Annotated in this window: 23 protein-coding genes; 8 read left to right on the forward strand and 15 right to left on the reverse strand. The window is 63.0% G+C overall.

The features are described from left to right. Positions 1-66: 66 nt before the first annotated feature. Entirely contained in the window at positions 67-630 is a 564-nt protein-coding gene (locus EN846_RS09880; RefSeq protein ID WP_127393510.1) for a GNAT family N-acetyltransferase, read from the reverse strand. Between the two features lie 147 nt (positions 631-777). Then, complete coding sequence (locus EN846_RS09885; RefSeq protein WP_128346504.1) at positions 778-3,021, reverse strand: cation:proton antiporter; 2,244 nt, start codon at positions 3,019-3,021, stop codon at positions 778-780. Between the two features lie 230 nt (positions 3,022-3,251). On the opposite strand from EN846_RS09885, the gene EN846_RS09890 reads away from it, so the two are divergent. The 4 genes from EN846_RS09890 (at position 3,252) to EN846_RS09905 (ending at position 7,070) form a co-directional block, all read left to right on the forward strand. Next, positions 3,252-3,455 carry a hypothetical protein gene (locus EN846_RS09890; protein WP_127394105.1) on the forward strand — a complete coding sequence of 68 codons (204 nt, stop codon included), beginning with the start codon at positions 3,252-3,254 and terminating at the stop codon, positions 3,453-3,455. Between the two features lie 111 nt (positions 3,456-3,566). Then, complete coding sequence (locus tag EN846_RS09895; protein ID WP_127286116.1) at positions 3,567-4,298, forward strand: DUF2270 domain-containing protein; 732 nt, start codon at positions 3,567-3,569, stop codon at positions 4,296-4,298. 198 nt (positions 4,299-4,496) lie between these two features. After that, on the forward strand, positions 4,497-6,716 hold the full coding sequence (locus EN846_RS09900; RefSeq protein WP_135857985.1) for a diguanylate cyclase: 2,220 nt from the start codon (positions 4,497-4,499) through the stop codon (positions 6,714-6,716). Between the two features lie 165 nt (positions 6,717-6,881). Then, positions 6,882-7,070: a DUF1059 domain-containing protein gene (locus EN846_RS09905; protein WP_127284475.1), complete on the forward strand. Its 189-nt coding sequence runs from the start codon at positions 6,882-6,884 to the stop codon at positions 7,068-7,070. Here the strand turns inward: EN846_RS09905 and EN846_RS09910 are convergent. Together EN846_RS09910 and EN846_RS09915 are read right to left on the reverse strand one after the other, a co-directional pair. Continuing rightward, positions 7,067-8,317, reverse strand: coding sequence for an MFS transporter (locus EN846_RS09910; RefSeq protein WP_127391381.1), 1,251 nt, complete (start codon positions 8,315-8,317; stop codon positions 7,067-7,069). The genes EN846_RS09905 and EN846_RS09910 overlap by 4 nt on opposite strands. A gap of 3 nt (positions 8,318-8,320) precedes the next feature. After that, positions 8,321-9,061, reverse strand: coding sequence for an MBL fold metallo-hydrolase (locus EN846_RS09915; RefSeq protein ID WP_127391382.1), 741 nt, complete (start codon positions 9,059-9,061; stop codon positions 8,321-8,323). Positions 9,062-9,133: 72 nt separating this feature from the next. Here EN846_RS09915 and EN846_RS09920 point away from each other — a divergent pair, with 72 nt between their 5' ends. Next, entirely contained in the window at positions 9,134-9,802 is a 669-nt protein-coding gene (locus EN846_RS09920) for a metalloregulator ArsR/SmtB family transcription factor (protein WP_127391392.1), read from the forward strand. Positions 9,803-9,837: 35 nt separating this feature from the next. On the opposite strand, the gene EN846_RS09925 is transcribed toward EN846_RS09920, so the two are convergent. The 8 genes from EN846_RS09925 to EN846_RS09960 form a co-directional block, all read right to left on the reverse strand. Beyond that, positions 9,838-10,500: an RNA ligase family protein gene (locus EN846_RS09925; RefSeq protein WP_245493441.1), complete on the reverse strand. Its 663-nt coding sequence runs from the start codon at positions 10,498-10,500 to the stop codon at positions 9,838-9,840. Between the two features lie 206 nt (positions 10,501-10,706). After that, on the reverse strand, positions 10,707-11,045 hold the full coding sequence (locus tag EN846_RS09930) for a hypothetical protein (protein WP_127310430.1): 339 nt from the start codon (positions 11,043-11,045) through the stop codon (positions 10,707-10,709). An 18-nt stretch (positions 11,046-11,063) separates the two neighbouring features. Continuing rightward, positions 11,064-11,624 (reverse strand): ATP-binding protein, encoded by a 561-nt coding sequence (locus EN846_RS09935; RefSeq protein ID WP_187331171.1) that lies wholly within the window; start codon positions 11,622-11,624, stop codon positions 11,064-11,066. A gap of 3 nt (positions 11,625-11,627) precedes the next feature. After that, complete coding sequence (locus EN846_RS09940; protein WP_127310431.1) at positions 11,628-13,994, reverse strand: SpoIIE family protein phosphatase; 2,367 nt, start codon at positions 13,992-13,994, stop codon at positions 11,628-11,630. Then, positions 13,991-15,169 (reverse strand): class I SAM-dependent methyltransferase, encoded by a 1,179-nt coding sequence (locus EN846_RS09945; RefSeq protein ID WP_127391383.1) that lies wholly within the window; start codon positions 15,167-15,169, stop codon positions 13,991-13,993. The genes EN846_RS09940 and EN846_RS09945 overlap by 4 nt, the downstream gene beginning before the upstream one ends. Further along, entirely contained in the window at positions 15,166-15,687 is a 522-nt protein-coding gene (locus EN846_RS09950; RefSeq protein ID WP_127310436.1) for a ubiquinone biosynthesis methyltransferase UbiE, read from the reverse strand. Before EN846_RS09950 ends, EN846_RS09945 begins: the two co-directional genes overlap by 4 nt. A gap of 162 nt (positions 15,688-15,849) precedes the next feature. Beyond that, the gene (locus tag EN846_RS09955; protein WP_127391384.1) at positions 15,850-17,499 is read right to left on the reverse strand and encodes a bifunctional diguanylate cyclase/phosphodiesterase; all 1,650 of its coding nucleotides are present in this window, start codon (positions 17,497-17,499) and stop codon (positions 15,850-15,852) included. 395 nt (positions 17,500-17,894) lie between these two features. Beyond that, entirely contained in the window at positions 17,895-19,037 is a 1,143-nt protein-coding gene (locus EN846_RS09960; protein ID WP_127391385.1) for an AraC family transcriptional regulator, read from the reverse strand. 235 nt (positions 19,038-19,272) lie between these two features. Between EN846_RS09960 and EN846_RS09965 the strand changes: the two genes are divergently transcribed. Further along, positions 19,273-19,575, forward strand: coding sequence for a hypothetical protein (locus EN846_RS09965; RefSeq protein WP_127391386.1), 303 nt, complete (start codon positions 19,273-19,275; stop codon positions 19,573-19,575). Between the two features lie 113 nt (positions 19,576-19,688). Continuing rightward, positions 19,689-19,919 (forward strand): hypothetical protein, encoded by a 231-nt coding sequence (locus tag EN846_RS09970; protein ID WP_127391387.1) that lies wholly within the window; start codon positions 19,689-19,691, stop codon positions 19,917-19,919. 128 nt (positions 19,920-20,047) lie between these two features. Here EN846_RS09970 and EN846_RS09975 read toward each other — a convergent pair whose 3' ends face one another. Next, positions 20,048-20,650 carry a sulfotransferase family protein gene (locus tag EN846_RS09975; RefSeq protein ID WP_127391388.1) on the reverse strand — a complete coding sequence of 201 codons (603 nt, stop codon included), beginning with the start codon at positions 20,648-20,650 and terminating at the stop codon, positions 20,048-20,050. Positions 20,651-20,671: 21 nt separating this feature from the next. Further along, entirely contained in the window at positions 20,672-21,571 is a 900-nt protein-coding gene (locus EN846_RS09980; protein ID WP_127391389.1) for a VOC family protein, read from the reverse strand. A 176-nt stretch (positions 21,572-21,747) separates the two neighbouring features. On the opposite strand from EN846_RS09980, the gene EN846_RS09985 reads away from it, so the two are divergent. Then, positions 21,748-22,047, forward strand: a complete 300-nt coding sequence (locus EN846_RS09985; RefSeq protein WP_127310928.1) for a hypothetical protein — start codon at positions 21,748-21,750, stop codon at positions 22,045-22,047. A 170-nt stretch (positions 22,048-22,217) separates the two neighbouring features. On the opposite strand, the gene EN846_RS09990 is transcribed toward EN846_RS09985, so the two are convergent. After that, on the reverse strand, positions 22,218-22,532 hold the full coding sequence (locus tag EN846_RS09990) for a MocE family 2Fe-2S type ferredoxin (RefSeq protein ID WP_127286342.1): 315 nt from the start codon (positions 22,530-22,532) through the stop codon (positions 22,218-22,220). Positions 22,533-22,574 lie beyond the last annotated feature (42 nt).

A 22,574-nucleotide genomic window follows, 5' to 3' on the forward strand; every position in this document is an offset into this window, starting at 1 on the left:
GTGTCATTGAGGGGTCGTAATTTATATTAGTGCATACTCATATCAAAGGGCCGGCATCCAAGGCTTTCAAGCGCCTGGCGCCACCGTTGTCGCCACCACCCAGCGGTGCTTGCCGATCTGACGAGCGCGGCGAAAGCCCTTCTTCTCGAACATCGCCAGCGTGCCGTTGTGCAGGAAGGCGCCGGCGACCTTCCGGCCTTGCGCGTCCTCGGGATAGCTTTCCACCGTTCCGCCGCCGAGGCGGGCGATTTCGCCGAGCGCACCTGCCAGCGCGGCGGCGGCCACGCCTTCGCCGCGACGCGCCTTGTCGATGAAGAAGCAGGTGATGCGCCAGTCGGGAAGGACCTTCAGCCCTTCCTCATAGGCGCGCCGGTGCTTGATGCGCGGCAATTCGTCGGTCGGCCCGAACTGGCACCAGCCGACGCAGGCCGCGCCGTCGAAAACAAGCGCGGCATGCGTGCTTCCGTCCCGGACCCTTGCCTGCTTGGCGGCGCGGTTGCCGCCGGCGCCGTTGCCCTTGGCATGGAAGGCCATGCACCAGCAGCCGCCCCAAACGCCATTGTGGCGCTCGACCAGCGCGGCGAACTCCGGCCAGGTTGTTTCGTCGAGGGGTTTTACGCTGAAGCTCATCGTGGTTCCTCAAAGCCAGCGATAGCCGTTTTGAAGGTTCGCGCCTCAGTTCCGGAACAGGCGGCAAATCCCGACATCATCAGCGTCGTCCCTTCGAATGGGTAAGGCGAATGAAGGCGTCGACAATCGGGACGCGGGCTGGGCCTGTCAACCGCTGATGGAGCGCCCCGCCTCCCTCCCCTCGTCGTCGCGGCGCAGCCGCGCGTCGGAGATCAGCATCACCGGGCACGGGCAGCGCTGCAGCACGTCGCTCGTCGTCTCGCCGAAGATGAGTTCGTCGCCCGGCCGCCGCGCCACGCCCATGACGATCAACGCCACCCTCCTGCCAGCCTGGCGGGCAATGGCATCGGCGGCGGCGGCCCTGCTGCGGATGGCGGTCTCGATCTCGACGCCATAGCGGTCGGCAAGCTCGACAATGTCCTTAAGCACAGCCTCCCTACGGCGATGCGAGACGGTGTCACGCGGTTCGTCGCGGCCGACCCGCGCAACATAGAGCATCTTGACCGGCGCCCCGGTGACAGCGGCAATGGCAAGCGCGAGCTCGGCGCCACGGCGGGCGACCGAAGTGCCATTGACCGGCACCAGGATCTTGCCTGATCCCGGGCCGAGCCTCGGCATCTGCCGGCCGGCGCCGGCGGGCTTCAGCACCAGACAGAGCGGGCCGTCGAAGGCGCCGGCGATGTCGTTCAAGCGATGCGAGAAGCTGCCCTTTGAAGTCACCGCACGGCCGAGCCCGATGAGCAGCACGCCGTAGCCTTTGCGGGCTTCCTTCGCCACCGCCTCGGCCGACAGCGGCGCTTCGTGCCGGCGACGGGTGACGGGGGCCTCGCGGGCCGGCTCCTGGTCGGCCTGGAGTGCCGCCTCGCGGCCTTCCTCGGCGCCCCGCTCGATCTCGTCCAGATGCGCCGCCTCGTCGGGCTCGGCTTCGCTCTCGCCGCTGGCATGCAGCACCGTCATCGGCTTGCCGGCCCCGACCACGCCGGCAAGGTAGGCGGCGAAGCGGCCGACCACGCCCTCGTCGACGACCACAAGCAGCCGCTCCAGATTGGCGATGAAGCCGCGCTGGTCGACCTCCTCGCGCTCCAACCGCTTCTTCTCCGCCTCGCCGATCGACAGGCGCCCCAGCGCCCAGCGTAGCGTCGGCGGCATCGCCAAAGTGGTGATGACGGCCATGGTCACGATCATGGTGAAGAGGTTGTGCGAGAGCACGCCTATCGACAGGCCGATCGAGGCGACGATGACTTCGGTCGAGCCGCGCGCGTTCATGCCGCAGCCGACGGCGATGCCCTCGGCACGGCTCATGCCGGCGAGTTCCGCGCCGATGAAGGCGCCGGCAAACTTGCCGATGCTGGCAATAGCGACCAGCGCCACTGTAAGCAGTGCCAGCTGCGGATCGACGAGCACGGTAAGATCCGTCGACAGACCGGCGACGCCGAAGAACACCGGCATGAATAGCGCAGTGATGACGCCGCGCAACTGGCCCTCGATGTGGCGCGACAGGATCGGCGACTCGCCGACCAGTATGCCGGCGACAAAGGCGCCGAGCACGGTGTGGACGCCGATCAGGTCGGTGATCAGCGCCATGGCGCCCATGATGGCGAGGATGATGGTGACGACGGCATATTCGCTGTGGAAATTGTCATTGGTCCAGCGGATGGCGTCGAAGACGATGCGGCGGCCGAGCGTGAATGAAAACGCCATGAAGGCGGCGACGCCTAATATCGTGAAGGCAAGGCTGCTCACCTCGACGCGGCCATGGGTAGCGATGCCGATGGTAATCGCGATGATCACCCAACCGATCGTGTCCTCGATGATTGCCGACGAGACGATGGTCTGGCCGAGGTCGCGGCGCATGAAGTTCATCTCGCGCACCACCATGGCGACGATCTTAACCGAGGAGATCGACAGCGCGGTGCCGAGGAACAGGCCTGCGACGATGCGCTCGCCGCCTGGGGCGAGCAGCGTCGCAGGCATGAACTGCGCCGCAGCGAAGCCGATCACGAAGGGCACCGCCACGCCGGCTGCGGAGATGGAGAAGCAGGCGCGGCCGACCCTGCGCACCAGCTTGAGGTCGGTTTCCATGCCGGTGAGCAAAAGCAGCATCAGCACGCCGAGCTGGGCCACGGCATTGATCATGCTTTTCTGGCTGGCATCGCCGGAAAAGACCACCCGTTCCCCCTCCGGCCACAGCCAGCCGAGCAGCGAGGGGCCGAGCAGGATGCCGGCGATGAGCTGGCCCATCACGGCAGGCTGGCCGAAGCGTTCGAGCAGTTCGCCGAGACCGCGTCCGACGAGAAGCAAAAGGATGATCTCGAGAACGAAGACCCCCTCGCTCGACATGCCGGTCTTCTCGGCGCCCCAAGCCATGGCCGGCGTGACCAACAGCGTCATTGCCGCAATAGCGACCGACCGGTGCCTGTTTGGCAGGAAGGACAAGACTCGCACCCCTCGATTATTGCGAACGACAACGGTTTGGCGCGCCTATCGGTTGCACCGCCGCGTGGCGCGGAAACGACTGGCGGCAACGCGGACAATTCGATTCAAATGCGGCTGTGGATGTTTGCTTTCGGGTAAAGCGACTCAAGCATCTTCGCGGCACGGCGGGCAATAAGGAGAAGCTAATGAAAAGCGACTTTGCCGCCGCTCGTCTGCACCTCGAGCGGGCCGGCCACTATCTGCGCGGCGATGACGAAGCCAGCCACACGACGCTTGCGGCGCTCGATCTCATGATAGAAGCAATCACGGTGGCCCAGTACAGCCGCCATTCGGCCGATGTGGTGGAATTTCCGGGACCGGCCGCGAGGAAAATCTCCTACCAGGGCTGAAGCCGGCCTTCCGACATCCACGCGCGGGAACGTTTCAGTGTGCCGCGCGTTGTTGTCATCGGGGTGATGGCCGGCCATTTCCGCCGGCCATTGCATTTGGATGGCAAGGGGATGTCCAAGATCGAGACCGTCAAGCCCGTCGAGGCGGCGGCAGCGCCGCGGGCCTCTGATGCGTTCGCGCTGAAACTCACCTCCTCCGAACTGGCGACGACGATGTCGCATTTCCACCGCGCAGAGATCGCCCGCATGGCCGGATGGCGCGACAGGCTCGACCGCACCAGCAACTGGGCGATCACCGTCGCCGCCGCGATGCTCTCGGTGTCGCTGTCGACGCCGAGTTCGCATCACGGCGTGCTGCTGTTCGCCATGCTGCTGATCACGCTGCTGCTCTGGATCGAGGCGCGGCGCTACCGCTTCTTCGACGTCTACCGTGCCCGGGTGCGCCAGTTCGAGCGCTACTATTTCGCGCAGATCTTCTCGCCGCAGCCCGACTTCGCCTCCAACTGGCTGGCGATCGTCGGCGAAGGCCTGCGCTCGCCGCGCTTCCTGATCTCGCAGCGCGCGGCGCTGGTGCGCCGGCTGCGCCGCAACTACATCTTCATGTACACGATCCTGATGCTCGCCTGGGTGTTGAAGATCACGACCCCCAGCCTGCAGCGCGAAGGCTCGCCGATCGGCTTCGGCGCCTCGTTCCTCGACGCGATGCGCGTTGCCGCGCTCGGGCCGGTCCCCGGCATCGTCGTCGCGTCCATCGTGGGACTGTTCTATGTCGGCCTGCTCGCCGCCGCCTTCCTCGTCAGTAGCGACGAGGGCGAGCTGTCACACGGCACCGTGCATGTCTGAGCGGACGAAGGCTGCAACCTGATCCTAAATCCAGCTGCTGCTTTCGAAGAAAGCAGGCGCGGCCGATGCCTCGCCGGGACAACCTCCGGGCCCGGCCGCCGTTAGCACGTTGATAAGCAATTGGTAATAAAAGCTCATGGATGAGAGACTTGCCTCAATCCGCCAGCACAATGGCGCCATCGCCGGCAGGGCCCTGCCGTGCGCATTAGGAGCCTGATCATCCTCAGCATGGTCGGCGCCGCGGCGCTGATCGGAACGGTCGGCGGCGTCGCGGTCTTCACGCAGATGGCGGCGACCAAATATCTGGGGCTGACCGAGGCCACCAACGTCGCGCGCGAGCTCGCCGACACGATCGTCTTCAAGCCGTCCGACGGGACGCCTTCGCTGCTCGAGCGGCCCGAGGCGCTCAACCAGTTCCTGGAGCTGCAACACGGGCGCTCGCAGCGGGATTTCGTCGTCGTCGACCGCAACAAGGTCATCGTCGCCCACGCCGCCGACGAGGAGCACAAGGCCGGCGACAAATTCGAGCACGACCCCGGCAACGAGGTCGGCCAGACGCTGGAAGACGGCATCCCGCGCAAGTTCGTCGATCCGGAGGAAGTGAACGCCATACTGGCCGTTCCGATCGAACAAGGCGGGAAGACGATCGTCGGCGCGGTGCTGCTGGAATACGATGCGGTGCTGAACGCGGCCGAGCAGCGCACCAACAGCATGCTGTGGCTGATTGGCCTCAGCGCGGTTGCCGCCATGCTGGTGGCGGCTCTCTTCGCCTGGGTGCTGCTCAGCCGTTTCGGCTCCGGCCTCAGGGATATGATGCGCGGCATGCAGGCGCTGGCGCAGGGCAATCAAATGATGCGCATCAGCCATGGCCGCAAGGATGAGTTCGGGCAGCTGGCCGACGGCTTCAACACCATGGCGGACCAGCTCGCGTCGGCGCGGGCGCACATCGAGGACATCGTCGAGACGGTGGCCGAAGGCATCGCGGTGCTCGACGCCCATGGCCGCATCGCCAGCGCCAATCCCGCGGCGGCAACGATGGTCGGCCGGCGCGCCGACAAGATCGTCGGCCTGCAATGGGACGCGGCGCTGAAACTCCACGACGCAAGAGGCGGCGACTTCGCCGGCGGGACGTCTCCCGTCGAGATGGCTTTGGCCACCGGACGCCAGCACCAGGGCGAAGTGCGCCTGACCAGATCGGATGGATCGCAAGTGCCCGTCATCGCCAGCTGCAGCCCGCTGAGCCGGTCCGAGGGCGGGCTGGTGCTGACGCTGAACGACATCAGCGAGCTGCGCCGCGCCGAAGGCGTCGTCAACGAGCGCGCCGACCAGCTCGCCGTCCTCAATCGCGAGCTGCACGAGAAGTCGGAAACCACGACCCGGCTGGTCAAGCTCGGCGAGTTGCTGCAGGCCTGCGTGACCTTCCCCGAAGCCTTCTCGGTGGTCGGGACGGCGATGACCGAGTTCCTCGGCGGCCTGAGCGGCAGCGTGCATCTGACCAGCGCCTCGCGCAACCTGGTGGAAGAGATGGCGCACTGGGGCGACGTACGCTCGAGCGTCAACCAGTTCGCGCCGGAGGACTGCTGGGCGCTGCGGCGCGGCCAGGAGCACGTCGCCGGCCCGGGCATGCTGACGCCGCGCTGCGCGCATATCACCGAGAACGGCAAGAAGGGCTATGTCTGCATGCCGCTGGCGGCGCAGGGCGAGACGCTGGGCATCCTGCATTTGTGCGAGCCCAACGCGGCCGAGAAACCGCAATGGCTTGCCGAGCGGCAGCAGATCCTGCGCGGCGTCGTCGACACGCTGGCGCTGGCACTGGCCAATCTGCGCCTGCGCGAGACGCTCAGGCAGCAATCGATCCGCGATCCGAACACCGGCCTGTTCAACCGCCGCTATCTCGAGGAAACCAGCAGCCGCGAACTCAGGCGCATGGAGCGCTCGGCCCAGCCGCTGGCGATCATCATGCTCGACGTCGACCACTTCAAGCAGTTCAACGATACGTTCGGCCACGAAGCCGGCGACCTCGTGCTGAAGCAGGTCGCGGCAACCCTGATCGAGCATGCCCGCGACAGCGATGTCGTGTCGCGCTATGGCGGCGAGGAATTCGCGCTGGTCATGCCGGGGGCATCGCTCGAAGAGGGCGCCCAGCGCGCGGAAACGCTGCGCCAGGCGATCAAGCAGCTGCATCTGGCGCATCGCGGCCGCACGCTCGGCACCGTCACCGCCTCATTCGGCGTCGCCGCCTATCCCGAGCATGGCGCCGGCTGGGCCGAGCTGACCAACGCCGCCGACCACGCCCAATACGACGCCAAGGCGGAAGGCCGTGACCGCGTCGTCGTCGCCAGGAACAATGCGCCCGGCGAGCGCCCGGCGATCCAGCTTGTGCCGCCGGCGAAGGCGGGCGCCGAGGCCAAGGGCTGATATGTTTTCACCGTCGGCCATCCGCGATCCTCAATTTGCCGCACCAAGCACGAACCAGCGCTGATCCGATTGGATGAAATGCGCGTACTGCGCATTCGAAAACTGTGAATTGACAAGCGAGCCGCTTCCTCGCCTGCTAACTGGGCAAACTAGGGAGGCGTAGATATGGCCTATTCATATCGGTGCAAGGACTACCCTGGAATGGAAGCCTGTCCGGGATCGTTCACGGCTGAGACCGAAACTGAACTGTGGAAACACATCGAGCTTCACGCCGCCATCGCTCATCAGGAGAACCCCGAGCAGTGGTCGCCGGAAGACCGGCAACAGGTGAAAAAGATCATTCAGGCCAGCTAACCCTTGGCGGTATCGCGCATCGCGACGGCGACAATCGCGCCCGAGAAAAACGTCAGTGCGGCGATCGACGTGATCGCCCATGAGAGCCCGAAGCGATCGGCGATGAGGCCCGCGGAGAGCGCGCCGATCGCGTAGCCGAGGTCGCGCCAGAACCGATAGACGCTAAGCGAGCGGGCGCGCCAGCTTGGATGCGAGGCGTCTGAAACCGCAGCGATCAGGCTTGGATAGACCATCGCCGTTCCAAGGCCGAGAAGAAGGCTGCCGACGAGCCACCACTCGAACCGGCTGGTGGCCGCGGTGAGAAACAGGCCGCCGGCCTGAACCCACATTCCGGCCACGATCAGGCCTTTGCGACCCCAGCGATCGCTCAAGGGGCCGGTGACGACCTGCAGGATTCCCCAGGTCGCGGGATAGATCGCCTTCAGGATGCCGATGCGCTCGACGCCAAGCCCGAAGGAGGCGAAGAACAACGGGAAAATACCCCAGCTCATGCCGTCATTGAGGTTGTTGACGAGACCCGCTTGCGATGCCGCGAACAGATTGCGATCCCTGAACGAGGTCAGCGCAAACACCTCCCGGAAGCTGATCGGCGCCGTCTGCTGTTTGTGGGCGGACGCCTCCAGCCTGAGGTGGTCGCGCGTGTCACGAACGAGCAGGATCGACAGCACGGCGCCGATCACGGCGTAGCCCATGCCGAGATAGATCGGCGCGGGACGCAGACCATACCGCGAGGCGAGATAGCCGGTGAGGAACGCCGTCACGCCGACGGCGAGGTAGCCGGCAAATTCGTTGAGGCCGACGGCGAGGCCGCGCGATTTCGGGCCAACGAGATCGACCTTCATGATGACCGTCATCGACCAGGCGAGCCCCTGGTTGATGCCGAGCAGGGCATTGGCCGCAATCACCCATCCCCAGCTCGGCGCCCAGATGATCATGAACGGGACCGGCAGGCCGACAAGCCAGCCGAGGACGAGAACGCGCTTGCGGTCCCAGGCGTCCGCGAGTTGGCCCGAGACCAGATTGGCAAGCGCCTTGACCACGCCGAAGCTGACGATGAAGGAGACGACGAGTGTCGTCGAGGTGATGCCGAACTCTTCCGACCCGATGAGCGGCACGACCGTTCGCTCGACCCCGACCATGCCGCCGACAAAGGCATTCACCAGCATGAGCAGCGCAAACTGCCGCCAGTTTTCCTTGAGCCCAAGCCTGACAGTGGAGCCTGGCGAAACTGATGCCCCCTCGTTCATTGCTCAGGCCGAGGCGGCGGCGAGACCCGCGTTGGCGGCACGGTTGCGCGCCGCCTCCGGCGGCGGGGGCGGTATGTCCGCGATCATCGTGGCGACGAAAGCGTCCTCGTCATCAATGCGGAACGCCTTGTTGAAGCGCTTCTCGAAGCCAATCGTCGATGTCGGCTTGCCGCTGAGCGAGCGCCCGCAGACCGAGCCGGAGTAGGCGCCAGGCAGCACTTCGACGTGATCCGGCAGTTGCTTGAGGCGGCGCACGCTCGAAAACAGCGTCCGCGCGCCGTCCTCGGCACTGGTTGCAAGTTCGGTTCGTCCGAGATCGCCAACCATGAGAGTGTGGCCCGTCAGCACGAACCATGGCTCGGCCGCGCGTGTCCTGTCCGTGACCAGGAGCGAGATGTGCTCCGGCGTGTGCCCGGGCGTGTGCATGACGGTCATGGTCACGTTGCCGAGCTCGACTACCTCGCCGTCCTTGGCGCGTCGAAATGGGAAACCGGCTTCCGCGCCCTCGAACAGCATGTATTCCGCGCCGGAGGCTGCGGCGAGCGTCCGCCCGGCGGAAATGTGGTCGGCGTGGATGTGCGTATCGACCACATAGAGAATGCGCATGCCGGTCGCCTCGGCAACTCGAAGATAGGGCGCGATATCGCCTACCGGATCGACGACGGCGGCTGCCGACTTGCCTCCGCATCCGAACAGGTAGGATGCAGCGACGGGATCGGAATGGAGGAACTGACGGAGGATCATGACTCTTGCACTCCCTGCCTCGCCCGAGATAACATTCAATTATTCTGCTGAATGTTCCATCGAGAAGAAGGCATGTCAAGCATCGGACCAAAACAGGTGGTTTTCGCCAGCCTTGCCGAACTGGCTCAAGCTCTCGGGCATGCGCACCGGCTGGAGTTGCTGGAGCACCTCGCCCAGGGTGAAAGGAATGTCGAGGGGCTTGCGGCACGGGCGGGCCTCAGCTTTGCCAACGCCTCGCGCCACCTTCAGATCCTCCGGCGCGCGCACCTTGTCGAGGCGCGGCGGCACGGCAAGCATGTGCTTTACCGTCTTGCCGGAGATACCCAGGTGGTTGAGTTGATGAAGGCCTTGGGGCGCGTGGGCGAGCGGAACGTCGCCGATGTCAATCGCGTCATGGCCGACTACTTCCACGCACGCGACGCGCTGGAGGCTGTGTCGCGCGAAGACCTTGTCTCAAGACTGCATGACGGTCTTGTCACGGTTCTCGACGTCCGGTCGGAGGACGAATTTGCGCTTGGACATCTTCCGGGGGCGCTCAACATTCCGCTCGCTGACCTTGAACGCCGGCTGGCGGAGCTTCCCGCCAACCGGGAGGTCATCGCCTATTGCCGCGGTCCTTATTGCGTTCTGTCCTTCGAGGCTGTCGCGTCATTGCGGGCGCGAGGGTATGTCGTTCATCGGCTCGAGGACGGCTACCCCGAATGGAAGGCTGCGGGCCTTCCGGTTGAGGCGGCGGCCTAAAGTGGCCTCGCACCCTTGGGCCTTGCCCGGGACGGCTACGCCTGGGTGGGCGTGCAATACCTGGCCTTCAGCCATGTGTTCGACGGTCCGCTGCTGTAGCGGCTGTCGGCGCGCTTCGAGATGATGCCTTCGAGCCCCATCTTCTCGGTGGCGCGGATGATGCCCAGCGCACTGCCCTCGAAATGCTCGCTGTATTGGATCCTGCCGAGGCCGGGCTCGACCAGTTGCCACAGCGCCTGCTTGCGCTGCAGCAGGGGCAAGGAGGCCAGATCGCGACCGTCAAGATGGAGGATGTCGAACGCGACGAAGACCAGCCGGCTCGGCTCGTGCCAGATCGCGGTTTCCAGCGCGGGGCGGTCGGGAGAGCCCTGCTCGCCCGGCACAATGACCTCGCCGTCGAGAATGGCGGACCGGCACGGCAGCTCTACTTCCAGCGCGATGGGCCAGTATTTCGTGGTCCAGTCACGGCCGTTCTTGCTGTAGAGGCGCACCCCGCCCTTATCGATGATGATCTGCGTCCGGTAGCCGTCAAGATGGACTTCGTGAACCCATCCCTCATCTTCGGGCGGCTGCTCGACCCGAGTCGGGATCTGCGGCGGGATGAACTCCAGCCGGCCGCTGTTGACCTTGGCTCGCTTACTCAATGACGCCACCTTTGACCACGCGGCGGCGGCTTGTCGGCACAGGCGGCCCGACATCCCCCCAACCTGGATGCCTGCCGCCTGTGCCGAGCCCCCGCCGAGTCATTGCAATCATCTACGCACGGGGCCGATTTGTCGTTAGCCCCGCATCCAAATACTTATCCTGGGGTACATATCTCGCTCAGTGCGGCGCTCTCTGACGCCAAATGTTATCCGGGATTGTCGCGAGCCACTTGGGCCTTGGCCAGTTCACGGCGACCTGGTCAGTCCATCAAAAGCACCAGGGCCGGATGCAGCTTCTTCAGATTCGGCAATGATTTCGATTGCCAGGGTATGTCGGGCGTTCCACGCACGACCAACCGAACATCAGGATGCTTGCGCACCTCGATGGTAAATTTCGCCAGCAGGTTGATGCCGGAAGAGTTGAGAAAGTGAAGGTCCTTCAAATTGAGCGTAATGGAAGCGGGATTTGACGCAAGCACACTGGTCGCCAAGGCCGTGATGGGCGCACCGGCTTGTGAACTGGCCAGCCGCATTGAACCGTCGAAAAATATATCGCTTCCCTCAATCCACACACGGTAATCGTCTGTCTTGATTTCCATAGCCTGGTTTCGTTTCTTCTAGTTTTGAGTTTGCGAGATCGGAATGGAGGCGTATGTCTCCAGGCAAACCCGATCGCTTTCGTCCGCTGAGCTGAATATCCAGGCCAGGCGTGCGCCATAGTCGCTCATCAACGTCAGCAGTCCGAGCCCGGAGCCCGATATGTCGGGGTTCGCGGCATTCGCTTCTATTCGCTGTATCAGCAGGTCCTTGGGGTCGCCAACCGTGATGTCGGCCAGGAGAGTTTGGAACTCGGACGCGTCTTGACCATCGATGTCGTTCGACACCTTGAGCTTGAAGCACTCCGAATCCATCGACGCCTCGATCACGATCTCACCCGGCGCGCGAAACTTGACGGCATTTTCGATGAGCTCGTTGACCAGATATCCGATGCTATGCCGCACTTCCAAGTAGTCATTGCGAGACGACTGAAAGCGCAATGCGAAAAGATCGGCGATGAAGTCCGAGGTCGTAGCGCAATGACGCCAACTCAGGTCGAGAGGGCCGTCGAACAGCCGCACGCGACTGACGTTCTCCCTCATCCCGATTGCAATGTCAGGGGTGCCGAACAGCGCGGTCATTGCCTAGGTGTGCCTTATGATCACAAGGGTGATGTCGTCGTGGATCTTCTGGATTCCGATATGGGCCATCAGATCGTCGACGATCCCGGTTTTGATTTCCTCGGCGCTCCGGCCGTGACGTCTTTGCACGCTCTGGGAGAGACGCTCGAACCCGAACAGTCTCTTGTTCTGGTCTTCCGCCTCGGTCACACCGTCAGTGTGCAGGACGATGACGTCGCCGCTGCCGAACCGGATGTCACGCGTGTCAATGAACTGCGAGATGTCGCTCTCCAGACCGACCGGCAGACCCAGATCAAGCGTATCGATGCGTTCGACTTCCCCATCCGCGCGCACGACGAGAACGTCCTCATGCTGGCCGGATAGCGTGACCCGCTCATCCTCAAAGTCGAGGAAAGCCAGCGAGAGATGCTTGTCGGTGTTGGTCCGCTCGATGTTCTTGTAGATCGCGCTGTTCAGCCTATTCAGAAACTGGTGCGGATTCGCTTCGTTGGCCTCCTGCAGCGCGCGTGCAACGGATTGGACCATCAGCATCAGCACACCGCTCTCGAGGCCGTGACCGGTCACGTCGCCGATGCCGACCTTGACACGCGATCCGTTCTGCAGAACGTCGTAATAGTCGCCGCCGACCTCGTCGGCCGGCCGCATGTAGGCTGCGATCTCCAGCCCGGGAATCGCTTCGAGTTCGAATGGTTTCGGCAAGACCATCATCTGGATCTGCCGGGCAACCGCGAGTTCGGCGCCGAGGCGGACGTTCTCGTCCCGCAGCTTTTCGTTGAGCGCGGAAATCTCCAGGTTTGCGTCCCCGAGTTCCCTGGTTCGGTCGTCGACGAGCTGCTCGAGGTTTTCGGTGTGAAAGCTGATCTCCTCGGCCATGCGGTTGAAGGCGATGCCTGCCGCTCCTACCTCGTCGCGCGTTGGAATGCTCACGCGGACTGAATAGTCCTTGGACTGGAGCCGCTGGGCGGCACTGGCAAGCGACCTGAGGCCAGCGGTGATGCGCTTCGAAATTCCGAGCACCGCCGCAAAGACAATCAGGAGCGAAACGACGATCGCGCCGATCTGGAAGAGCAGGATACGATTGGTTGCGCGGGAGATGCTCTGCTGCGCGGCGAACAGCGATGCATAGATCTCCCGTTCGGGCACGACGATGCCGACCGACATCGTCTCGGGCTTGATCGGTCCCGAACTCCACAGATTGGTCGGCTTCAATCTCTTCAGGACGACAATGTAGGGTACGCGTTCGCCCTTGTTGTCGAGCATGATATGCTGAATGACACCGTCATTGTTCTGGTCGAGAGGCAGCGACGCGATGGCGGGCTGCGTGCTTCCGCGCAGGGACCTCTCCAGGCCGGTGACGCCCTGCGCGCCCGCATCGCTCGATGACGTCAGGCCGATGATCGCCTGGCCCGACGCATTGATCGCCACCACGTTGCCGCTCGACATCGTCAGGAAACCAAACCCGGTTTCGGCGATCTTCACACGTTCGACGACTTCCGCAAGCTGATCGAGCGTGATGTCTGCCCCCGCCGTGCCGGCGATACCGGTGCGATCGCGCGTCCACAGCGGGTGGAAAAAGCTGACGATCAGCTTTCCCGTGATTGCGTCGGTGTAGGGCGCTGTCTGGGTGATGTCGTCAGGGACCGGACGCGAGGCCGGATCCTTGGCCCATTGCTGCCACGACCCATAGATCCCAGGAAAGAAGAACTCCCAGAACTCCGCCTTGTTGTGGCCTGGATAGAGCCGGTCGAAGGTCTGTGCCTGGTCCGTATACGGCACCGTCCTGAAGATCGGCCGCTCTTTTGGACCGATATAGTACATCTGCAGTTTGGACGACCCGCTGGCCATGAGCGTCGGCGCGACGAGATCCAGCACGGTACTGTCTTCTATTTCCTGCTGGACGCTCGGCAACGGATTGTGGTCGGCCCCCAGCAGGTAGCCCCAGACGCTTATCACGGACGGCGCGCCCGGCAGGTTCTGCGCCCAATCGCCTTGCGCGTCGTAGACGACCTTCACGGAGCCCGGCGCTTCATGCGAAAGCGTCGCTCCGACCTGTTGCTGCCGCGTAGGATCATCGATTTGGCCCTGCAGCACGCCGGCCAGCGCCTTGACGTCGCCATGGACCCGATCGAGCAGCAGGTCGACACTCAACGCCGTCGACTCGGCATAGGAGCGAATGTACTCCTGGTTTGCGGTCGTCAGGCCCTCACCGACTTCCGATGTGGCATCGCTCGACAGCTTCTGAACGTTCCAAAGCGCCAGACCGCCGCTCAGCAGGAGGTCGAACAGCACGGCGCCGCCAACGACCAACACGAACTTCGCTCGAAAGGAGCGCAGGCCGAAACGCGGGGCAGGTTCGTTGTCGGCTTTCATTGCGGTCGCCGCCCCGATGCGACCCAGATCGGCCAACCCGCATAACCCTTGGGATGTAGCGCCGCGAAAATGTGGTCCTGAAACCCCTGCCGGAACCGTGCGACGAACTCGGGTCCGTCGCCGCGTCTCACCGCCATCTCGCCCGCATAGACATCCGCCCAGGCTACGATGACATCGGCGAAGTCCTGCGGATCGCCGTCCAGGTTGGTGACCATGAAGGTCTCGACACGGATGTCTTCGAATCCGGTTTCGATCAGGTATCGCCTACTCTTGGGTCCAAGCTCGACGTCCATCTCGAAATGCCCGAACAGCTTCGCCACCTCGTTGTAGGTCCAACGAATGCTTTCTGCGCGCGGCTCGCCGAGGCAATGCGAATTCTTCTCGTTGGTGATGTAGACCCGCCCGCCTGGCTTACATATGCGGTAGAGTTCCTTAAGGATGAGTTCCGGTCGATTGAAGATTTGAAGGGAATGCCGGCAGGTGACCAAGTCGAATTGCGCTTCATCGAGCAGCATTTCCGACGCATCGCCATAGGTGTATTCGATGCCCCGGATATCGAACTCCCGCATCACCTGTCGAGCATAGTTCAGGCTGGACATGGAGTGGTCGAGGGCGACGATCCGCGATGGCTGGAACTCCTTCTGCACGAGCACGGCGAAATCACCGATCCCGCAACAGATGTCGGCCATGACGATCCCTGGCCTCATGCCGTGTCGCGGTAAGATTGCGCGCTCGTGGCGCCAGGTCATCTTTGTCTGCGTGCGCAGGATTGGAACGAACCCGCCTTCCTCGAGGAAGCCCTGCCCCGGATAGAATTCGCTGTCATACTCCTCGACCGTGATGTTCGGTTCGATTCCGCTCAGGCGACTGAATTTTCGCGAGGTCCAGCCGACGACGCTCGACGTGATGACGACAAATTTGAGATCGGGTCGAGCGCGACAAGCGTCGATGATGATCCTCGAAAAGGCGTGAAACGCGGCGTTGTTCATCTGCGTCAGGCGTCTGACATTGACGTAGAGAACGCCGCGCACACGGGCGATCGCGTCACGCAGCAATGCCAGGCTGGGCGCAAGCTCGTCGATCGCCTGAGGCCGGACCACCCCGGATAAGGAGAATTCCTGGCTGTTCGCGTCGTATTGCGCCTTGAAGCGTGGGAGAAGGCTGTAAGGGCTCAATGTTCAAAGCCCTCGAGCGGAAGATCCACGACCAACTTGATCGCATCGCCGTCGGCTTCCTCGACCCTCAGTGTCGCGTTGTAGTCGACAGCCAGTTCCAGGAGTACGATCTCCCGGCTGGGCGCGATATCCCCAGACACGGAACTGACGTATCGCTCCCTGGCTTCCAATCCCGCGACCTGGCTTACGGCTTCCTTGTAGAATTGGCGCTCCTCCGCCACGCAAGGAAATGTCAGCTCGATCCTGTCCGTCGCTCCATGGCGCGACACCCTGCATGCCAGTTCGCCGTCGCCATGGCGCGTGCGAAAGGCAACCTCCAGCAATTCGTTGAAGGCGGAGGAAAAGAGATTTGAATGCCGGACCGAGTCTGACCTCGTCTGGCTGATCATCCGGGCCACGTATGTCGAGACATAATCGCAGTGCCTCCAGGCGGAGACAAAATTTCTGATTTCCATGTCGATCTGGATCATCGGCTCAAAAGTCGGCTCGCCAGCCAGGTCATGATGAACAGCTCCCATCGGCATCCTCCCTATTCCATCCGTATTGAGCCATGGCGGCGCGATGACCTCCGAGACGGAATTTCCGCCGCCTCGTGATGAGCCAGTCCCGCATGACAAGGGTTGCGCGGTATCTGTCTCTATCGCTTTTACAACTCTCCACTTTACAAAGGGTGCAAGGGGCTAGAGCGCCCGATTCGATTCCTCCATCGCCCGCACCGCCTTGGGCGAGGATCGCCCGATGAAATCGCTGGTCGCCTCGGCTCCGAGCGGCCGTCCCAGGAAATTACCCTGCAGGCAATCGCAATTCTCCTTGGTCAGCCACCGTGCCTGTGCCGACGTCTCAACCCCTTCGGCGGTGACGCTTATTCCCAAGCCGTGCGCCAGATTGATGATCGATCGCACGATCGTCTGGCTTTTGAGATCCGTTTCCAGGTCCGCGATGAAGTATTGGTCTATCTTCAAAGTGTCGAAGGGAAAGTTCTTAAGGTAGCTCAATGACGAATAGTACGTCCCAAAATCGTCAAGCGAAATGCGTATTCCCAATACGTTCAACGTGTTCAACGTGTCGATATTGTCGATCGTCTTCTCGAGAAGAACCGTTTCGGTTATTTCCAGCTCTAGTCTGTCGGCGCGGATTCCTACTTCGTCGATGATCTGGGCGACCGTGTCCGTCAGCGAACCGCTAAGGAACTGAGCCGGCGACAGGTTGACCGCGACTGTCAGCGCAGAGGGCCACGTCAGTGCCTGGCGACAGGCTTGCTCGAGCACCCACCGCCCGATCTCATCCATCAAACCATCGGCTTCGGCGATCGGGATGAACACGCCGGGCGGAATGATCCCGATCTCGGGGTGCCGCCACCGCAACAGCGCTTCGAAACCGACCACCGACGAACGGGCCCGAATGAGCGGCTGATACTCCAGATAAAGCTCGTTCCGCTCCAGCGCGGTTCGAAGGCTGCGCCTCAGGTTTTCGCGTTGCTCGAGCAGGAGCAGCATCGAACGGTTGAACGTTCGAGCGCAGCCGCGTCCATCCGTCTTGGCTGCGTAAAGAGCAATGTCGGCGGCTTTCATCAGTTGCTCGCCATCGGCCCCGTGCTCCGGCCCGAAAGCAATTCCGATACTCGAGCCGACGAAGACAGAAATGCCGTTGATGACGAACGGGTCCTTGAACGCATTGACCAGCAATCCGGCGAGGCGCTCGGCTTCGGCCGGCTGCTCCTTGCCCAATTGGATGACAGCGAACTCATCGCCGGCATAGCGGTAGGCGGATTCGCCGTCCTGCAGCGCGTCGCGGATGCGACCTGCCGCGAGTTGAAGAAGCGTGTCGCCGGCTCCATGGCCGAGCGTGTCGTTGACCGCTTTGAAATCGTCCAGGTCGATCTGCAGCAGGGCGGCTTTCGGCTTTGGTCCGCCAACGGTCGTCAGCGCCTGCTGCAGGCGCTCGCCGAATCGCCGCCGATTTTGCAGTCCGGTCAGCACGTCGTGCGTCGCCTGGTGGAGCAGAATCACATGCTCCTGCTCGTCCGCTGCGCTGCGCCCACCGCGCTCTCGTGATTCGACGATTCCCACACCATTTGCGGTGCCGAAGACGAAAACGGATCGGGGTGCTTCGCCCGACGATCGCGGCAGGTCGATGCTTGCCGCAGAGCCGCCCTGGAACACCCGAAGAAATTCGTCGCGACACCTGGAATCGAGGAAGCCCGGGTAGATCTCCCAAATGGCGGCGCCCAGCGCCACCGCGCCGCCATACAGGCCTTTGAGGCTGGTGGCGTAGTGCGTCAGGCGGAAGTCGCGATCATAGAACGACAGCAGCTCGGTCGTGTTCGCCAAAAGGTCAGCGAGAAGCGGTTCGCCGGCACGTGGAACATCGCTCGAGGAAGGGCCCTCGCTCTGCGTGCCGACGCCTGATGCCTCTGGGCGCAAGAGCCACCTCCATAGGCGGTGCGAGTTCGCGTCCCCCAGTTTAGAAATAGCATAACTATCAAACTTGGCAAACTTTCAGCGCGCCGTATCAACAAGCGTCGCGTGCGGCGCAATTGCGATGAATGCTCGGTTGTGAAGGGTAGCAAGTTATCGATAACGATGAACAGTCACAGTTCGTTAATAAATCGAAATTGGCGGGAATTCAGCTATATGACTGATGCCGTGGTGGAAGCGATTCGAAATATTGTATCCCATGAGGCGGAGCAGCTCCCTGCCCAGGCAAGCCGGTTTTGAGCCCGGAGTCAGCTTCCAAGCGCCTTCAGCCACCCTTCAAAGGACGAGACCCTGTCGTGCTCGGCAAGCGGGACAGAGTGGGCGGGGCGCGGCGGCACCGCGGAACTTCGGACTTCGCGGGGGCTGTAACCGAATTCCTTGCTGAATGCCCGGCTGAAATTGGCCGCTGAACTGAACCCGACGGCTTCCGCAATATCGACAATGCGCCGGCGGTCCGCCGGATCGCCAAGCGCGACATGGGCTGCCAGGAGCCGGCGACTTTGTATGTAGTGGAGGACACCACCGCTCGGTTCGAACAGCTGATAGAGACGGGAGCGCGAGACGCCGAGCGCACGGCACATTGAATCCGGTGTCAGATGGGCCGCATCCAGATTGTTTTGGACGTATCGGCGGGCGCGCTCCATCAACGCCACGCTGACCAATTGTTCGGCAGCCGCGGCATGTTCCGCCGGGGGCGAAAGGCAAGCAATGATCATGCTGCGCGTCGCATGCACGATGCGGGGCAGATCGTCAGCCGTGAGACTGTGCAACCTTGCTTCGATGCTGTTGAGATAATCGAGCAAGAGGTCGGCAAAGTTGCCAGACAGGACTGAATTGTTCTTCGCATCCAGGGTTGCCCTTGCGTCGGCGAACAAGTCACGCGGCAGATAGACGAAGAGACTTTCGGATTCCGTTGTCCTGCCGCGAAACGGGTAGCCAAGCGATCTGATCTCCAACTTGCCCGGCTGGTTTTCCGCAACACGGCGATCGACCTCGGTCCACGATCGGCCAGTACGTGGCAAGGCGATATACCAGTGATCGATCGAACTGGACCGGAGCTTCGCGGCGGAGCGCATGTAGCTATACGCCGGCGTGCGCTGTTGAACGATCAGCATGCGGCCGAAGTTCCAAGCCGTATGGTCGGCAGGAAAGCCATCGTCGGCCGATTTGTCGTCCGGCAGCTTGACCTCGACAAGCGGTGCCATATGCGCCTGCCAGGCGGCGAACTGCTGCTCCGGCGCCAGTTCGCGCGTTGAAAATGGCAAAGGGTCGAGCGCCGGCGCAAGTGACGGTGCAACCTCGTTGTGAGGTTGCGCTTCGCGCGGCCACCGACGTCGATCACGCTCCGGCGCTTGCCTCGCGCGCGCCTCGCCGTGCTTCTTAGCATCCATCGCAGGGTACCTATCCGAATCCGGTATACCCATGCGCCCACGTCAATCATGTGGTGTACCACAGGCACTTGGCAAGACTGGCGGAACTGAAGTCCACAGAAGCGGCCATCATCACGCTGGATGTCAGCAAGAAATGCATTCCGAGATAAGTTTATGGATGTGACGATAACGACACTCCTCACCCCGGTGCGTATAAAATCTGGCATCGTGAAAGCGTAGTTGAGGAGACCACGAGATGAACGCAAAGCTCAAAGCGGAGGCTCGCCGCAAAATCATTCTTGATGGGTACTTTAACAATGAACCCTTGAAAGATATTGCTGCCAGGATCGGATGCTCACTGGCGAGTTTGAAGGTCAGCGCCAGCAAACTCGGCTGCACCAGGACTCCAAAGGAGGCCGCCGCATTTCGGCGCGGCTTTCGTGTCCCCGAAGAAAAACGGCGAGATTACTATCAGCTGATGATCGCCGGGCAGTACAAGGCTCGCGAATGCGCGCAGATCTTGGGCCTGTTGACGATGCAGCTGCCGGGCCCTGAGTAGTCGAATGGCAATACTGTCGACGATATTGTTACTCGGGCGTTCCATCGCCTCGGCGGTTCCCCGGTAAAAAGCCCGCTGCAACCACGTGCGGCGGGCCCTGAAAGGTTCGCAAAATGCCGCGCCGGCGTTTCAATGGCACCTGCTTCAGCCCCCACGATCTGGCAATCTGCGAGCGCGTGTTCGATCAGATCTGCGCGGATGAGCATCTCGACCCCTTGGGGCCGGACGCCGAAATTCTGGCTGAGATGGTTGTGGCCATTTTTCGAAATGCTCACACCAGCGAGCGCGACCTGCTGGAGGCAGTCAGGTCTCGACGGAACAAAGTCGCGGGAACCGCGCATTAGGGAGGAAGAAGGCAGTAGGGAGTAGGCAGTAGGCAGTAGGGAGTACGGCGAGAGCGTTCAGGACTATCTTCTCACTGCCCTATTCCCTGTTCCCTGTTCCCTATTCCCTATTCCCCATTCCCTATTCCTTACTGCCTCACCAGCGCCGCGCGGAATTCCTTCGTACTGTTGCGATTGGGATAGGCCTCGTCAGGCACGGCAACGCCGAGATGGGCGCAGAGCGGCTCCCAGCCGTCGCCGAGGCGGTGGACCAGCAGGCGCTCGCGCGGCACCGTCGCCATGACGGCGGCGACATTGGCCTCATAGACGGCGATCGCATGCGCGCGGTCATGCGGCCTGCCGCCGAACACTCGGGCAGCGACCAAAGTGCGGCCGAGCGCATCCTGGTCCTGGGTCTGGCCGATGCCGACGAGGATGGTCTTCTCGAAACTCTCCCACCAGCTTTCCGGTGAACGCCAGGTGAGGATGACGCGGACGTCAGGATAGATGTTGATCAGCTCGGGCCAATAATGCGCCGATGGCCAGTCCACGCAGGAATTGTAGCCCGAGAACAGCGCGCTCCAGTCGGGCGCCGCTCCTTTTGCCAGCGCGCGCCACAGCCGCTTCTGCTCGCCGTCGGCCATCACTTCGGACATGTGATGGCAGGGGCCGAAGCCGAGGATTGTCAGCGCCTCGCGCATCGAATCCGTTCCCGTCCGGCCAAAGCCCGTGCCGATGACCTTGATCGACATGCCACCCTCCCCCATCGCCACTCAGGTGCCGGCGACCATCATGCGCAGCCGGTTGCCCTCGGGATCGGCGCAGTCCAGCGCGCCGCCCGCCTCGCCGAAGGGCACGCCCGCCTGGCCGAGCCGCTCCGCCACGGCGGCAAGCTCATCGGCTGCGTCGAGCACGACCGTGAAACGCTGCAGCCCCGCCGCGTCCGCTGGCGGTTCCCTCAATTCATCGCGGGCCCAGATGTTGAACGCAACCATGTGCGGGCGCCGGTCGGTGCCGCAGTCGAACAGGCCGAAGGCCCTCGACTGGATATGCGGCCGGAAGCCGAGCACGCCCACATAGAACGCCATCAGTGTTTCGGGAGAACGGGCGCGCATATGGATATGGCCGATGAAGGCATTCGCCGGCAACCTTGCCTCAACATGACCGGAATTGCCGAGATCGCGCAGCAGGGCGCCGACATTCAGCGGCTCGAGGCCGGAATGGGCGCTGCCGTCCGTGGCGATCAGGGTGACGCGGCCATCCGGCGCCTCCTGCCTGTCGGCGAGGCGCTCCGGTGTGTCGAAGCAGATCTCGATGCCGTTGCCGGAAGGATCGGAGACGTAAAGCGATTCCGAAATCAGATGATCCTGGGCGCTGTATCTGAGGCCGGAGGCCTTGAGCCTGGCGGCGGCATGCGCGAGGTCGCGGCGCGTCGTGACGTGGATGGCGACATGGAAGAGACCGCGCCCCTTTTGCGGCAGCGCGACCTCTGCGCCTTCATGCAGCACAATAAGCGCCTTGCCGTCGACCCCAAGCCCGGCCACCGCGTCATCCTCCCCAAGCAGCGACAGCCCGACCGCATCGCGCCAGACGGGCAAGGCCGCCGTAATGTCGATCACCCTGAGATGAACCGGCCCGAGATGGGTGGCGCCTGCCAGCAGTCCGTCGCTCATGCCGGAATATTAGCGGCGAATGATATGGCTGTCAGCAAAGCTGGCACGGGGACGCGGTGAGCTGCGGAAAGTTCGGTGGTCCATTCGATCCCCTGTGGCCTTCCGGCGGAAAACGAACAAGAATGGCATGCCGCCACGCCGCACGATGGCGGCCATAAATGCAGGAGGAGATGCGAATGGACGAGCCCGATCGCTGGCGCAACATGGCGAGCGCGCCGAGGGATGGCAGCCGGATCCTGGTCACGGTGCGGCCGACCGAACAGGGACCGGCCGAGGTCGACATGGCCTATTGGTCGCGCGCCGACCAGCATGGCGAAGAAGGCTGGCGCTCCTCCGACTCCCAGCCGGGCCGCGTGGTCGAATATGCCGAACCGGAATTGAAATGCTGGATGCCGCTGCCCACGGCAGGCCGGGGCTCGATGCCGAGCCCCTGGGAGGGGGAGGACGTGTCGCTGCTGGACGGCTCGGGGATTTAGCGCCAGTCTCCCCCCTTGAGGGGGAGATGTCGCCGAAGGCGACAGAGGGGGGTCGCCGCGCGTGGAGCGCCAGCCTGATCCGCCGCAGGAGGTAGAGCCCAGTCGAACCGACCCCCTCCGCCCTGCCGGGCATCTCCCCCGCAAGGGAGGAGATTGGCAGCTTCAACGCCCTACCCCACCTCCACCATTACCTCTCCCGCCTCGACCTTCGCCGGATAGGTCCTGAGATTTATGCAAGGCGGCAGGCGCTTGGCCGCGCCGGTGCGGTAGTCGAAGGCGCCGGCATGTTTCGGGCATTCCACCTCGTAGTCCATGACCAGGCCGTCGGCGATGTGCACCGCCTCGTGCGTGCACAGCCCGTCGGTGCAGAACACTTCGTTGTCGGGCGAGCGGAAGACGGCGTAGGTGCGGCCGCCATGGTCGAAGCGCCGCGCGCCTTCCTGTTCGATGTCGTCGAGGCCGCAGGCCCTGATCCAGCTGGTCATTCTTCTTTCCCTGTCGATTTCGGTCGAGCCTCCGGGACGGCC

The organism is Mesorhizobium sp. M4B.F.Ca.ET.203.01.1.1 (assembly GCF_004791025.1).
Lineage (GTDB): Bacteria > Pseudomonadota > Alphaproteobacteria > Rhizobiales > Rhizobiaceae > Mesorhizobium > Mesorhizobium abyssinicae.

Bases quoted from the DNA above. Each gene is read 5' to 3' on its own strand.
- EN846_RS09915 (WP_127391382.1), bottom strand. From the start codon at position 9,061: ATGATCCTCCGTCAGTTCCTCCATTCCGATCCCGTCGCTGCATCCTAC.
- EN846_RS09930 (WP_127310430.1), bottom strand. From the start codon at position 11,045: ATGGAAATCAAGACAGACGATTACCGTGTGTGGATTGAGGGAAGCGAT.
- EN846_RS09935 (WP_187331171.1), bottom strand. From the start codon at position 11,624: ATGACCGCGCTGTTCGGCACCCCTGACATTGCAATCGGGATGAGGGAG.
- EN846_RS09950 (WP_127310436.1), bottom strand. From the start codon at position 15,687: ATGGGAGCTGTTCATCATGACCTGGCTGGCGAGCCGACTTTTGAGCCG.
- EN846_RS09940 (WP_127310431.1), bottom strand. From the start codon at position 13,994: ATGAAAGCCGACAACGAACCTGCCCCGCGTTTCGGCCTGCGCTCCTTT.
- EN846_RS09905 (WP_127284475.1), top strand. From the start codon at position 6,882: ATGGCCTATTCATATCGGTGCAAGGACTACCCTGGAATGGAAGCCTGT.
- EN846_RS09990 (WP_127286342.1), bottom strand. From the start codon at position 22,532: ATGACCAGCTGGATCAGGGCCTGCGGCCTCGACGACATCGAACAGGAA.
- EN846_RS09980 (WP_127391389.1), bottom strand. From the start codon at position 21,571: ATGAGCGACGGACTGCTGGCAGGCGCCACCCATCTCGGGCCGGTTCAT.
- EN846_RS09985 (WP_127310928.1), top strand. From the start codon at position 21,748: ATGGACGAGCCCGATCGCTGGCGCAACATGGCGAGCGCGCCGAGGGAT.
- EN846_RS09925 (WP_245493441.1), bottom strand. From the start codon at position 10,500: ATGTCGGGCCGCCTGTGCCGACAAGCCGCCGCCGCGTGGTCAAAGGTG.
- EN846_RS09910 (WP_127391381.1), bottom strand. From the start codon at position 8,317: ATGAACGAGGGGGCATCAGTTTCGCCAGGCTCCACTGTCAGGCTTGGG.
- EN846_RS09920 (WP_127391392.1), top strand. From the start codon at position 9,134: ATGTCAAGCATCGGACCAAAACAGGTGGTTTTCGCCAGCCTTGCCGAA.
- EN846_RS09965 (WP_127391386.1), top strand. From the start codon at position 19,273: ATGAACGCAAAGCTCAAAGCGGAGGCTCGCCGCAAAATCATTCTTGAT.
- EN846_RS09970 (WP_127391387.1), top strand. From the start codon at position 19,689: ATGCCGCGCCGGCGTTTCAATGGCACCTGCTTCAGCCCCCACGATCTG.
- EN846_RS09895 (WP_127286116.1), top strand. From the start codon at position 3,567: ATGTCCAAGATCGAGACCGTCAAGCCCGTCGAGGCGGCGGCAGCGCCG.
- EN846_RS09975 (WP_127391388.1), bottom strand. From the start codon at position 20,650: ATGTCGATCAAGGTCATCGGCACGGGCTTTGGCCGGACGGGAACGGAT.
- EN846_RS09960 (WP_127391385.1), bottom strand. From the start codon at position 19,037: ATGGATGCTAAGAAGCACGGCGAGGCGCGCGCGAGGCAAGCGCCGGAG.
- EN846_RS09880 (WP_127393510.1), bottom strand. From the start codon at position 630: ATGAGCTTCAGCGTAAAACCCCTCGACGAAACAACCTGGCCGGAGTTC.
- EN846_RS09890 (WP_127394105.1), top strand. From the start codon at position 3,252: ATGAAAAGCGACTTTGCCGCCGCTCGTCTGCACCTCGAGCGGGCCGGC.
- EN846_RS09885 (WP_128346504.1), bottom strand. From the start codon at position 3,021: ATGACGCTGTTGGTCACGCCGGCCATGGCTTGGGGCGCCGAGAAGACC.